11 protein-coding genes and 1 tRNA gene are annotated in these 12,314 nt (G+C 66.7%); 7 read left to right on the forward strand and 5 right to left on the reverse strand.

The window, feature by feature from the left end:
• Window positions 1-8: 8 nt before the first annotated feature.
• The 3 genes from ACTOQ3_RS22200 to ACTOQ3_RS22210 form a co-directional block, all read right to left on the reverse strand.
• Entirely contained in the window at window positions 9-1,628 is a 1,620-nt protein-coding gene (locus tag ACTOQ3_RS22200; protein WP_440085261.1) for a cellulose binding domain-containing protein, read from the reverse strand.
• A 638-nt stretch (window positions 1,629-2,266) separates the two neighbouring features.
• Entirely contained in the window at window positions 2,267-2,791 is a 525-nt protein-coding gene (locus ACTOQ3_RS22205; RefSeq protein ID WP_440085262.1) for a hypothetical protein, read from the reverse strand.
• 46 nt (window positions 2,792-2,837) lie between these two features.
• On the reverse strand, window positions 2,838-3,932 hold the full coding sequence (locus ACTOQ3_RS22210; protein ID WP_440085263.1) for a hypothetical protein: 1,095 nt from the start codon (window positions 3,930-3,932) through the stop codon (window positions 2,838-2,840).
• A 292-nt stretch (window positions 3,933-4,224) separates the two neighbouring features.
• Between ACTOQ3_RS22210 and ACTOQ3_RS22215 the strand changes: the two genes are divergently transcribed.
• From ACTOQ3_RS22215 to mltG, 3 genes are all read left to right on the forward strand, one after another.
• Window positions 4,225-4,641 (forward strand): WD40 repeat domain-containing protein, encoded by a 417-nt coding sequence (locus ACTOQ3_RS22215; protein WP_440085264.1) that lies wholly within the window; start codon window positions 4,225-4,227, stop codon window positions 4,639-4,641.
• Window positions 4,642-5,057: 416 nt separating this feature from the next.
• Window positions 5,058-5,570, forward strand: a complete 513-nt coding sequence (locus ACTOQ3_RS22220) for a SigE family RNA polymerase sigma factor (protein ID WP_440085265.1) — start codon at window positions 5,058-5,060, stop codon at window positions 5,568-5,570.
• Window positions 5,567-6,526 (forward strand): endolytic transglycosylase MltG, encoded by a 960-nt coding sequence (mltG, locus tag ACTOQ3_RS22225; RefSeq protein ID WP_440085266.1) that lies wholly within the window; start codon window positions 5,567-5,569, stop codon window positions 6,524-6,526. The genes ACTOQ3_RS22220 and mltG overlap by 4 nt, the downstream gene beginning before the upstream one ends.
• Window positions 6,527-6,607: 81 nt before the next feature.
• On the opposite strand, the gene ACTOQ3_RS22230 is transcribed toward mltG, so the two are convergent.
• Window positions 6,608-8,038, reverse strand: a complete 1,431-nt coding sequence (locus ACTOQ3_RS22230) for a hypothetical protein (RefSeq protein WP_440085267.1) — start codon at window positions 8,036-8,038, stop codon at window positions 6,608-6,610.
• 539 nt (window positions 8,039-8,577) lie between these two features.
• Between ACTOQ3_RS22230 and ACTOQ3_RS22235 the strand changes: the two genes are divergently transcribed.
• The 4 genes from ACTOQ3_RS22235 to ACTOQ3_RS22250 all read left to right on the forward strand — a co-directional run bounded on the left by ACTOQ3_RS22235 (window position 8,578) and on the right by ACTOQ3_RS22250 (window position 11,998).
• Window positions 8,578-9,060 carry a hypothetical protein gene (locus ACTOQ3_RS22235; RefSeq protein ID WP_440085268.1) on the forward strand — a complete coding sequence of 161 codons (483 nt, stop codon included), beginning with the start codon at window positions 8,578-8,580 and terminating at the stop codon, window positions 9,058-9,060.
• Between the two features lie 84 nt (window positions 9,061-9,144).
• The gene (locus tag ACTOQ3_RS22240) at window positions 9,145-9,972 is read left to right on the forward strand and encodes an aspartyl/asparaginyl beta-hydroxylase domain-containing protein (RefSeq protein WP_440085269.1); all 828 of its coding nucleotides are present in this window, start codon (window positions 9,145-9,147) and stop codon (window positions 9,970-9,972) included.
• A gap of 28 nt (window positions 9,973-10,000) precedes the next feature.
• Window positions 10,001-10,879 carry a hypothetical protein gene (locus ACTOQ3_RS22245; RefSeq protein WP_440085270.1) on the forward strand — a complete coding sequence of 293 codons (879 nt, stop codon included), beginning with the start codon at window positions 10,001-10,003 and terminating at the stop codon, window positions 10,877-10,879.
• Window positions 10,880-11,032: 153 nt separating this feature from the next.
• On the forward strand, window positions 11,033-11,998 hold the full coding sequence (locus tag ACTOQ3_RS22250; RefSeq protein ID WP_440085271.1) for a phosphotransferase family protein: 966 nt from the start codon (window positions 11,033-11,035) through the stop codon (window positions 11,996-11,998).
• Window positions 11,999-12,107: 109 nt separating this feature from the next.
• Here the strand turns inward: ACTOQ3_RS22250 and ACTOQ3_RS22255 are convergent.
• Window positions 12,108-12,196, reverse strand: a tRNA-Ser gene (locus ACTOQ3_RS22255).
• Window positions 12,197-12,314: the final 118 nt, after the last annotated feature.

Genomic DNA, 12,314 nt, shown 5'->3' on the forward strand with positions numbered 1-12,314 from the left:
CCCGCCGGTCAGACCACGGTGCAGGCGATGCCGTTGAGGGTGAAGGCGGTCGGTTCGGTGGTGTTGCCGGTGTGGTTGGCCTGGAAGCCGATGTCGACGGTCGCTCCGGGGGCGAGCGTGCCGTTGTGGCTGACGTTGCGGGCGCTCACCTGACCGCTGGAGGGCGAGTAGGTGGCGTTCCAGCCCGAGGTGATGGACTGGCCGGAGGGCAGGGTGAAGACCAGCGTCCAACCGTTGATCGTCGAGGTCCCGGTGTTGGTGATGCTGATGTTGGCGGTGAAGCCGTTGTTCCAGGGGCTCATCGCGTAGGCGACCCGGGGCCCGGTGCCGGGCGTCGGGGTGGGCGTCGGAGTCGGGGTGGGACTCGGGGTGGGGGTCGGGGTGGGGTTGGAGCCCAGGCTGGTCACGAAGGTCATCACGCTTCGGGCGGGAAGCGTGACGGTGAGGGAGCCGTTCGACATGGTGGTCGCCCCCTGGGGCGCGACGTTCCTGCTCGCGTCGGTCAGCCAGGACGAGACACTGGATGATCCGGTGCTGTTCGCCACGGTGAACTGCTGACTCACCGCGGAGGTGCCCTTGTTGACGGCGACGATGACGACCGAGGAGTCACCGCCCCGGTACGCCGAGACGTAGACGTTCGACGCCGGGTTCGCCGTCGCGTCGACCCGCACATATCCGGGGCGGACGAACCTGGCGAAGTGCGCCATCATCGCGCCGCGCTTGCTGATCTGGCCGTCCTCCCGCATGGGGCCGTAGCTGCGCCGGATGTACCACCAGATGTACGCCTGGAACTCGGCGTCCACCATGGCGCGGTGGATGTGCTCCCCCACGTCGAGCGCCTGGGGCCAGGTGTCCGCTGAGTCGGTGCTGTTGGGGAGGTAGACCTCGGTCATCCAGAGTTCCTTGCCCGCGCCCTTCTGCTTGAAGAGGGGGTAGGGGAAGTTCGAGAACTGCGTGCCGTAGAGGTGAGCGCCGAGGATGTCCATGTTGGCGAGCGCCACGGGGTCGTTGAGGATCGGGTCCGAGATGTTCTTCAGGTACTGGAAGGACTCGGGCGCGATGACCCTGGTGTTGATCGAGCCGGCGTTCTCCCGCATGAACCGGAGGATCTCGGCGGGAGTCCACCACGTCCAGTCATGCGCGTAGTCGGGCTCGTTCTGCACTGATATGCCGTACAGGTTCACCCCGTTGTTCCGCATGTGCGTGCTGAAGTCGTTCAGGTGCTGGGCGTAGGCCCCGTACATGTTGGACCTGAGGCGTTTCGCATTGGTCTGGCTGCCGCGGACGAAGGTCTCGACCATGCCGGCGGGGGGATTCCACGGCGACGCGATGACCGTCGCCCCGAGCTCGATCGCGCGCCTCGCCGTCGCCACATCGCGGCTCCAGTCCGCCTGGTTCTCGGGGACGGGAATCCTCAGCACGGAGAACCCGAGCCGGCCCTCGCCGGTGCCGAACGCCGTTTCCCGCTGGGCAGCCGTCAGGTCGCCGATCCAGGACGCGAAGGTCATGCCGCCGAAGCCCCGGATCGTCTGCCGTTGCGCCGACGGATTGATGACCGCCGTGGCGGCCACGGCCTCCGAGGCTCCCATGACCGTGGTCGCGGCCGTGAGGACCGGCAGGGCCCCCATCGTCGTCAGGATGGTTCTCCGGCTCAGCGGCTTTCGCTCGCCGCTTGCGGGCTCATTCTGATCTTGCGTCATGTCTCGTCCTTTTGCCCGTTGGTGCTGATCCGCGCCTTCTGAGTCCCGTCGGCCCACTCGGCGCCGGTCCCCGGCGTCGTCATGGGATGAACGTTGATCGTGTTACCGCTAACATGAGCGGCTGCTATCGGCTCCCAAAATTGTTGGCGTTAACATTTCCCGCTACGAACCGGCGTGCGGGTGCGACGGCGAGGTGGACCACTCAGGTGGTCGCGCGGAGGGGTGACACTCCAGCGGAGTGTGGTTCCGTCCCGGCGGCCGGGTCAAGCACGAGGCGGGCCGGCGAGCAGGCGAACTGCGTGAACCTCTCGTCGAGCCGTGAAAATTTCAGATAAGGAACCCGCGGTCCCGCGCCGGTGCCGCGGGCGGGGACATCGGCAGCCATGTGAGCCGCCACCTCTCGCTCGACCATCCTGAGAGGGTTGTGGCCGTTCACCGTACCGACGCGTACCGAACGGCGATGACGGGCTGAGCGCGCCGGCACGGCGTCAACGGCGGCCCGGTTGTCGTACCCGTGCCTTCCCACCGGCTCTGGCCACTGTTGACGCCGGAACGGGCTGGGCCGGTCACAACGTGCCGTTCTCCCAGTGCGGGGTGTGCGATTCGATGTCCTCCGGCACGCGAATCCGCCCGTTCACGAGGACAAGTGACGCGATCTCGGTGTTCTCGTGAAAGCGCAGGTAACCGATGAAGGATTCGACACCGCCGGCATGCGCGTCGGCCGAACATCGGCCGAGCCAGTCCAGCAGTGTCCGGAGCCGGTAGAAGTCGTCGGGATGGAGTTCCTGGCGTACCGCCAGTGCCCAGCCGTCCGGTCGCTCTCGCGCGACCAACTCGGCGACGAGCGCGCCCCCCACTCGCCGGGCGGCGCCGCGCTGCGCGAACACGGGCTCCGCCTCCGCGTCCTCCCACTCGCAGTCGGGGTCGTCAGGATCACCGAGTGGATAGGTTCCCACGTATCTGTCAGTGCCGATCGGCAGTCGCTCAGGTCGTGGCCCCTGTCCCACATGCCACCGCAGCTCGGCGAGCTCGTCGTCGGTGACATCAGCACGGATGTTCACCGACAGTACGAATTCGTAGATGTCCGCCATCGGCACACCGTACCGTCGCGACACCCTGAAAGATCATCTTGAGGGGCTACGGCGGGGCGGGGCGGTTCGAGGGCCGGATCACGAGTGCGGTTCCGGCGACAAAAGTGATCGCGGCCGTCGCGAGGAGGGACCAGACCACGGGCCGATACCATTCGGGGCCTTCCGACACCGACAGATGAACCGGCTCCCCGTTGCCATGGACGAACGGCCCCAGCGCCACGGTCGCGAGCAGCACCGTCATATACGGCACGACCGCCACACCCGCCAGCGTCGCCGCCGTCACGTGCGCCCCGTTTCCGCCGCGTGCCGCGCCGATGGCGACCGCGCAGGCCACCAGCGCGGCCACGGCCAGCAGCGCCGCGTACACCCAGGCGTCTCGAACGGACAGGTCGAGCAGGCGATCGGCGGTGCCGGGATCGTGGACGAAGCCGCTCGCCGCGTCCGCTCCCTCGGCGACGGTCTCGCCGAGCGCCGCCTTCCTCGCCTGAGCGATGCCCGCGAAGTTCAGTGCCGCCACCGCCAGGGCACACGTCGCCGTCACGGCCATGAACCCGGCGGCGAGAGGGCGGGCGGACGCGGGCCCGCCGGTCGTTCTGACCGACCATCGAGCGATCAGGATGAGCACGACCATGTGGACAGCCGCCGCGAGCGCGATCACCACGGTCCGGGCGGGCGCGTACCAGTACGGGTGGACGGCCCGCAGCGCCTCCCCGTAGGGGGCGGTGAGCCTCGGCTCGGGCAACGGCTGGAACCACAGCGCCGCGCCGAGCCCGCACAGGTAGGGAGCCGTCACCACCCCAGCCCAAAACGACATGGCGACCGACCGGCGCCTCCAGGCGAACCAGGCCAGCGTGCCCAACGTCCCCGCGGCCACCGCGATGAACAGCGCGAAGGCGGTGGTCCGCCCCGCGGCCTCCTCCCTGACCCGCCGCACCTTCTCGGCCAGGCCACCATCCGAGCCCGCCACCCCTTCGATGTCCGGCCTCGCGTCCGGCAGCCGTGCGGCCGCCGATCCCAGCTCGGCAGAGGCGAGTACGTCGAGCACCACCACGGCCAGGCCCCACATCATGACGAGAGCCAGCACGACCATGGACACGACCAGGCCGCGGTCACGTCCGTCCGCGAAAGTCTTCGGCGCCATGGCCACCTCTGGATCTCAGGTCGTGTCCCGATGGGGGACCAAAGTATCCGTCATATGGGGAAGATTCCGATATCACCGATGTGAGGGTGGCTTTCCTGATCGCCGGAACCTGTCGGTGCCGGACCACGCCGTACGAGTTGTGCCAAGCCCGGAGGGCGGGGCGTCATCCGCGCACGCTCCGGCCGGACGGCAGTCCGGCAGTTCACGAGACCTGTCGAGGGCCGATCCGGCAGAACGGCGATGAAAGGAGTCGGCAGCAGCGGCTCGATGACCGCCCACAACTCGTCGCCGAGTGGGCGGGCCGCAGCAAGGCCACACCCGCCCCGTCTACGACGTGGCGATCGGCAAGCGCAGCAACGGCACCGCGGTCATCGTCTCCACCGGAGAGGACGGGACCGTACGAATCTGGGATCTCGACACCGGAAAGTCTCTGGGTAAGCCACTCAGATCCGGGCACGATCTCGTACACGCGGTGGCGACGGGCAGGCGCGACGATGGCACTCCTGTCATCGTCTCCGGTGGTGAGGGGCGTATCAGGGCGGCCTTCCATATCTGGAATCTGGACACGGGAAAGCTCATCGGCAGACCGATCAGAGGGCATTACTCCGGTGTCATGGACATAGAGGTCGCCAAGCGTGGCGACGGCACACCCGTCTTCATCACGGGCAGCACCGACGGCAGAGTGCGGGTGTGGAAATCGACGAGGTGAAGGCGCGGAAGCCTCCGAAGGTCCGGGAGGTCCTGGATCGGCGCGTGGCGGTCGATCCGGTTCAGGCGCGCGAACTGCTCACCGCGGTGACCTGCGTGAGCCGTCTCGACCGTGGTCGGCACCTGCGCGACTTCTTCGTCTGCCTCTACTTCGCCGGTCTCCGCCCGGCCGAAGCGCTCGGGCTCCGCAAGCATGGCTGCCGCCTCCCGGCGACACGCGGCGGTGTCCCGGTGGCTCGACGCCGGGGGCGGCTCCCGACGTGGCGGAGCAGGCGGGGTCGGGCTGAGGCCCGCAGGTGGCGAAGGTAGATGATGCGGGCCAGGGCGTGCAGCCCTTGATGCAGATCGGTTCGGCCGTGCCGGCATAGACCGACGCCCTGTCCGCGTCCTTGCTTGGTGACATCGCGAGGAGGACAGGTGGATCCAGGATTTGAGGCGGACTTCCGGGAGTTCGTCGTCGATCGATCGGGAGCGCTGTTCCGTACCGCGTACTTGCTGACCGGTGACCGGCACGCCGCCGAGGACCTGATGCAGTCGGCGTTGGCGAAGACAGCGGTGAAGTGGCGCAGCCTGCGCGACCCGGCGGCCATCGAGGGTTATGTCCGCCGTGTCATGTACCACGAGCAGGTGAGCTGGTGGCGGCGCCGTTCCCGCGTCGCCGAAGTGTCCACCGGATGGCTGCCGGAACAGATCGGCGACGGGCACGCCGAGATGGTGGACCTTCGCCTGGTGATGCGCGCGGCTCTTGCCCGGCTGACCCCGAGGCAGCGGACCATGCTCGTGCTGCGCTACTTCGAGGACCTGTCCGAGACCGAGATCGCGCGGTTGCTCGGTGTCAGGGTGGGCTCCGTGCGCAGCCAGATCTACCGGTCGTTGGAGCGTCTGAAGAAGGCCGCACCTGAACTGAGCACCGTGAGGGAGTTCGGATGAACATCGAGGATCTGCTGCGCGAGACCCTCTCCGACATGGCCCATGAGGAGCAGCCACCCCCACCGGGCCGGTTCTTCCCTGCCAACCGGAATCGATCCCGCCGGCGCGGCCTCGCCCTGACGGCAGCGGCGGCCGTAACCGTGATGGCGGTCGGATCCACGCTCGTGGTCCAGGGGCTGTCCTCTCCGGCGGCGGCCCCCAAGGACCTCACCGGGCGGGGCTCCGGTGAGACTCTTGCGGAGACCAGGCCAGGGCAGACCACCCTGACCGTGAGAGAAGGACAGCGGCTCACGCAGATCCTGAAGCAGCTGTCGACCGCCACCGGCAGACCGCTCGCGGAGTTCGAGCGGGCCGCCAGGGACGGCGAGGCACTCGGCCTTCCGGCCTACGCCAAGGGCGCGCTGGAAGGATTCGCCTTCCCCGCGACCTATGAGGTCTCACCCGCGTCGAGCCCCGGCGAACTCCTCGCCGCGATGGTGACACGCTTCAACCGCGCCGCCGAGGACAGCGACCTGGTGAACGGCGCCAGGCACGTCGGCCGTACGCCATTGGAGATCATGACCATCGCCAGCATCGTCCAGGCCGAGTCGACCGACAAGCGCGACATGCCCAAGATCGCGCGGGTTATCCACAACCGGCTGAACCACACGCCCGAGATGACGCTGCAACTGGACAGCACGATCATGTACGGCCTGAACAAGTTCGGCGCGAAGGTCTCGAACGAGGATCTCAGGAGCAGGTCGCCGTACAACACCTATGCGCACCTCGGCCTGCCGCCCGGTCCCATCTGCAACCCGGGTGCCGCCGCCATCAAGGCTGCCCTGAAGCCGGCCGCCGGGCCCTGGCTGTACTTCGTGAGGACCGATCCGGAGAAGGGCATCACGAAGTTCGCCAGCTCCGAATCCGAGTTCATCAAGCTGGTCGAGGAGTACAAGAAGAACCGCAGGACGGGGTGACGGAGCGGCGCGCCACGGCCTTGTTTGTCCGGGGCCCTCTCTTCTCGCCTGGCCGACCTGAACGGAGCCCGTGGAAGGCACCTACCTTGTGACCTCACCGGCCAAAACCTCACGAAACTCGCCGATAGCGGGACGGCTCTGCTGGTCAAAGGGAACCGTACGGAGCAGCATTCTTCCGGTTTCGATGATGTGGTTACTCCGGTAGACGGAAGGGAGAGGGGCTATCACCGCCGCCGCCTGTCGCATGCCTTCGTCGATGCCTCCTCTGACGACCGTGCAGAGTGCCTCATGGAGCAGCACATTGGCCTGATACTGATAATCCCCGGTCAGTCTGAGGACTTTCTCTCGGGCCTCGTCTGCCTTTTCCTCATCACCGGCACCAGCATAAACCCAACTCTCCGTAAAATGGATCTGGCTTTCCTTCCAGAAGCCCAGAGAGTCTCCGGTGGAACCCTTTTCTGTCAGGTCGAGAAGAACGTTCAGCGCTTCGCGTGCCTCGTCATGTCTGCCGAGCAGAGTGAGAGCCTTCGCCTGGGTGGACATTAGGTCGACAGAAGGTCCACCGCCAATCTGCTTCGCATTGTGGACGAGGTGCAGGATCGTCTCCGGAGCACGCTGTCCGTAGAGACCGTGGCCCACCTCCTCGCACCGGACCAACAGGCGCAACTCCCGATCTCCCGAGGCGTCGGCCGCATGACGGGCCGTGTGCCACCAGCGGATGGCGGCTCCGTGGTCACCTAGGCGGGTCAAGGCGTTGGCGTGGATCGTGGAGAGCCCCGCCATGACCTTTTGCAGTTCGACTACTTCGGCGGGAGGAGACATCTCCATCTGCCGTCGCACAGCGAGCAGATCGATGACAAGATCGGCTACGACCTGCGCGGGCGCACGGGTTCGAAGCGCGTACAAGTGATCGCTGGATGCCAGTTCCCATTCCTCGACGCTTCGGAAGTCGTGGCCGAGAGACAGGTCGAGCAGGTGGCGAACCGGCTCACCGAGCATTCCGATTCCGGCGCTCGCGACGGCAAGCTGCAGAAGCCTTCGGCGTTCCGTGTCCATGTCGTCTCCATGAGGTTCTTCCCAAACGAGACTACTCTGCGGCGATCTCTCCAGATTGGAGGCGCCTGGCACAAGGCCGGTGTACGCCGAGATCAGTGCCTCGACCAGGGCCGCGTCCATACGAACTCGCGGCATTCGCGCGAAGCCCTGAACCGGAAGACCTCCGTCGTCGGGAACAGCCGGTAGGCGGGCCTGAGCCGTTTTCCCGATGGCGAAGAGTTCCGCTTCGGTCATGTCGAACGCCCGGCAGTAGAGCGTGAGGTAAGGATTCTTGGGCTTGTGCCTGCCCGCTTCCCACCCCTTGATCGAACGCACCAGGGAATCTCTGGCCGGCAGACGTTCGCGTGCCCATTCGTCAGCCACCTCAGCCAGGCGCTTCGCCATTTCCTTTTGCGACCAAAGTCGGGCGCATCGCTCAACACGGAGTCGAACGGCCCATTCCGGAAACTCCTTCATCACGCACCTCGGACCAAGGGGGAAACGCCCGTCTCCCTCAGTTTCCCCTAACACCACCTGCCCATACACGGCTTTACGCCATGTGATTAGAGGACGGTCTCTTGAACAGACGGGACCCGCAGGCGCTCGCAACGCCGTACGGGTCCCTTGACCAGGAAGCGAGTCCTGACCCATGAACAAGGCTAGAACCATTCGTGTCCGCTGGAGAGCGGATGCCCCGCCCTTGCCGCTCGGTTGTCGCTGGTGCGGACACGCCCCCTACGCCCACGAGGCGCACAGCCTCCCCCATCGCCGCGACCATCTGTGGGAGCAGCCCACTCCCCGGCAGGTGCAGGCCCGTATGACCGCACGGCGCCGCCTCGGCCTGTGCGGTCCACTGCCGGCGGTGGCGTCACAGCCGACGAAAGTCCAACCGCCCATCATGTCCGCCCACGCACGCCCCGGGCGTCACGCCCGGCCGGTACCGGTCTCCGTCGTTCACGACCGGGGCCATTCGCCGGACACCCTCTTGCCGCGACAACACGACAGGAGGTCGTGGCGTGAGCGCATCCCCACGAGGTGACGCCCTCATGAGCGGGTACGACGACAGGCTCGCTTCCCAGACGCACCCCGTCGCGTCGTCGATCACCACTGGTCCGCCGCCGACCGAAGACCAGACCGGCACCGCTCGACCTGGCGAGCGGTCTCCCGCCTTTCGTCTCGCCGAGGAGCTGGCCGCCCTGCTGGACAGCACTCACGGCATCTCGGCCGACGTCCACCAACTCCGTTGCGGGAAGGCCGTGCTGTCGGTCTATTACGGGCTGCTGGTCTACACCGACGGTGAGAAGTTCTGGTGGACCACTCCCAGGCTCAGCCATTCCGGCGGTCCCCTGCTCACGTCCGCGGCAACGTCGACCGTGGCCGCCGAACGGCTCAGCGAGCACTACGCGATCCTGCGTACCCGCCCCCTTACCACGGTGCTGGGCAGCGAACTGCCGCTGCTGGCAGACGTGATCCTGGCCGACCATGTCGTCCCGCGCTGACGTGCACGCGCCTCGGCTTCGTCCCGAGGCGAAGAGACCAGAGCAATCCACATCGGAGAAACAGCCGTACGAGAAAGGACGCCCATGATGACCTCCCTGGCACAGCAGGTCGCCTGCACCGGGACGATCGACGCCGACGTGTTGGAACGGGTCCGTCACGAGACATTGACCGTCCCAGAAGGGTGGGTCGCCCAGTACGGCGAATACCAGTCGGGCGGCTGGGGGACGCTGTCGCTGCTGAACATGACCGGCGACGCCACCGACGTGACCATCACCGACTGCGATCCCGTGGAGACCGCCCTGCTGGCGTCGATGCCGGCCACCCGGCGGCTCCTGTCCACGCTCGGGTTGCGGTACATGTGGGCGCGGATCGCCCGCCTCGACGCAAGGACTTTCCTGTGGGAGCACCGCGACTACGGAGAGCTGCGATCCGTCGAACGGCACCGGCTGCACATCCCCCTCATCACCAGTTCCTCGGCCTATCTAGTCCTCGCGGGCTCAGCGGTCCACCTGACAACGGGCAACATATGGCGGCTCACTCCGACCTTCGCGCACGGCGCCTGCAACCTGTACGGGCCGACCCGCCTCCATCTGATCCTGGACTGCTACGCCAGCCCTGAGCTGACCGAACTGACCAGGGGACAACAGCTTCCGGACGACTGCGTACACCATCTGCCACACCTCGACGACGATCTGCTCCGGCGAAAGGTCGAGCAGGCACGCTCTCTGATCCGGTTCGGATACGGCCAGGCAGCCGAGCGGCACCTGCTGCGGCTGTTCTTCACCCACGCTCTTCCCGAAGGGCGCGCCTACGACCTGATCAGTGAGCTGTACGAGCACAGCGGCGCGACGCGAACCGCCGAGATGTGGCGTGATCGAAAATCCGTCCTGCTCGGTACGGACATTAGCTGAGAAGACCAACGACCAAGAAAGGAAACCCATGTTCGACACCTGCCATGAGGCCATCGACCGGCTTGCCGCGGTGAACCGGCCCAGCCAGTTCGCCGTCATGGAAAACGCGATCAATCACCTCGTCGCCTGCCCTGCCGTCACCCAACTGCTCATTCGCGGGTCCTTCGCTCGTGGAACCTCCGACCGGCTCTCCGACGTGGATCTCGTCGTAGGAGTCGCACCATCGGCCTTCGCCGAGTTCGTCGACATGCTCGACGCGCTCGCCGTCACCGAGTTCGGCGCGATCATGCCCGGCTGGCCCGACAAGATCGTGCCTCGCATGGGTGGCCTCGGCTATGTGCACCTGCTCGAGGCCGACGGCAAGCTCCACCAGCTCGACCTGTACGTGGCTCCCTCCGACAGGATCGACGACATCACCGCCTCGACCCACGGCCACATCATCTACACCACCCCCCATGCCAGGCACGAGACGTCTGATCCGGCCGTGGCTCAGTTCGTCACCGACCATCTGGCCACCCCGCCCACATGCGAGCAACTCATCGTCGAAGCGCTGGTGCTGGGCTGGATGATCCACAAACGGATCGCCCGGGGACAGAAGTTCATGGCCTACGCCGAGACGCACATGCTTCACACTGCGGCCCGCTCCCTGATCCGGACCGCCCTGTCCCCACGGACGGCGTTCTACGGCTGGTATCACCTCGACACCGACATCGGCGCCACTCCCATCGGCCGCTCCTGCCTCCGAGAACTGGAAGTGCTGATCACCTCCCCGCCGACCCCCACCGTCGCGTCCTTGAAGAACTCCCTCGAACGGATCCTGGCACTGGCCCAGCGCGCGGCCCCGGAGGCGGTGAGTCCCCTGCGCCTGTCCATCGACGCCTACCTCCACCATCTCGACCTCGGCTGAACACCACCGGCCGGTACGGTGAACTCGTGCCCTTACCCGCTACTGAACAGCGAGCTACCGGCGCCGAGCGGGGATAGACGAGACAGCGTCCCGTCCCGCTCGGCGAGATCGCGTCCGCGTCCGATCCATCCCAACACGTACAGGGCTTTCTCCATGTCATTCGACCGGTTCGGTGATCCACCGCTCGGCTTCACCGCCGTACGTCCCTCATGGGACGAGCTTCCTCACGAGCTGCGCGACTTCCTCACCACCCACCTCGGTTCGCCTGTTGTCAGGGCGGATGTGCAGAGCGGCGGTTTCACACCGGGGGTCGCGGCGCGCCTCACCCTCATCTCCGATCGAGTGTTCGTCAAGGCGATCCCGGACGACCACGTCCTGGCCGCCAAATACCTGGTCGAAGCCGAAACCTCAGAATGTCTTCCCTCCGGTGTACCGAGCCCGCGACTGCGATGGCACGGCGCGGCAGCCGGGTGGACGATCCTCATCTTCGATGACATCGAAGGACACCATCCCGACCTGACCCCGGGCTCGCCGGACGTCCTCACCGTCGCGTCGGCACTTTCCAGCATGGTCACCCTGCTGACACCGAACCCGATCCCCGGCCTTCCGCTCGCCTCCGCCACCCGGACGCACCAGCTACACGGCTGGCGCGACCTGCTCCTTTCTCCTCCCCAGGATCTGGGCGACTGGGAGGGACGCCACATTTACGCGCTCGCCGACCTGGAGACCCGCTGGATGCGCGACGCGGACGGCGCGACACTGGTCCACGGGGACATCCGGCCCGACAACCTGATCATCACCGCGAATGACACCACCGCGGTCGTCGTGGATTGGGCACAGCCCTGCCAGGGAGCCGCCTGGCAGGACATCACCGATCTCGTCCCTCACCTGATCATGACCGGCCACTCTGCCGAGGCTGCGGAGAAAATCCTGGCCGAATTCTCGGCTTGGAACCTCGCCGCGCCAGAGGTGATCACCAGCTACGCGGCGGCGTTCGCCGGATACTGGACCCGGATGAGCCGACAACCCGCACCACTGGGCGTTCCACACCTGCGCGGCTACCAGCGCAGGGCCGCCGCGGCGGCCATCACATGGACGATGTACCGCACCGGCTGGTAGCAGCCCGCGATGGCACCTCAATACCGGGGAAAGGCTACACACCTCGGAAACGATCAACGGCGCCCGATCCGAGGGAAGTCCCTGGTCAGACGCCGTTTGCGATGCTCAGCGGAGAGCGTGGGATTCGAACCCACGAGACCGGTCACCCGGCCTAGCGGTTTTCAAGACCGCCGCCATCGTCCACTAGGCGAGCTCTCCTGATGGCACGTCCGGAGAACGTGTCAGATTGCACCCTAGTCTCTCATTGACCCGGGCGTGCCCGGACCCGGCGGGCGCCTCGTCCCCGAATCGGGGACGAGGCGCCCGCCCGGTGCGG

The sequence above is a fragment of the Streptosporangium sp. LJ11 genome, from assembly GCF_051918945.1.
Lineage (GTDB): Bacteria > Actinomycetota > Actinomycetes > Streptosporangiales > Streptosporangiaceae > Streptosporangium.

Excerpts from the sequence above, each read along its gene's own strand:
- ACTOQ3_RS22200 (WP_440085261.1), bottom strand. The coding sequence starts at position 1,628 with ATGGGGGCCCTGCCGGTCCTCACGGCCGCGACCACGGTCATGGGAGCC.
- ACTOQ3_RS22205 (WP_440085262.1), bottom strand. The coding sequence starts at position 2,791 with ATGGCGGACATCTACGAATTCGTACTGTCGGTGAACATCCGTGCTGAT.
- ACTOQ3_RS22210 (WP_440085263.1), bottom strand. The coding sequence starts at position 3,932 with ATGGCGCCGAAGACTTTCGCGGACGGACGTGACCGCGGCCTGGTCGTG.
- mltG (WP_440085266.1), top strand. The coding sequence starts at position 5,567 with ATGAACATCGAGGATCTGCTGCGCGAGACCCTCTCCGACATGGCCCAT.
- ACTOQ3_RS22230 (WP_440085267.1), bottom strand. The coding sequence starts at position 8,038 with ATGAAGGAGTTTCCGGAATGGGCCGTTCGACTCCGTGTTGAGCGATGC.
- ACTOQ3_RS22240 (WP_440085269.1), top strand. The coding sequence starts at position 9,145 with ATGATGACCTCCCTGGCACAGCAGGTCGCCTGCACCGGGACGATCGAC.
- ACTOQ3_RS22245 (WP_440085270.1), top strand. The coding sequence starts at position 10,001 with ATGTTCGACACCTGCCATGAGGCCATCGACCGGCTTGCCGCGGTGAAC.
- ACTOQ3_RS22250 (WP_440085271.1), top strand. The coding sequence starts at position 11,033 with ATGTCATTCGACCGGTTCGGTGATCCACCGCTCGGCTTCACCGCCGTA.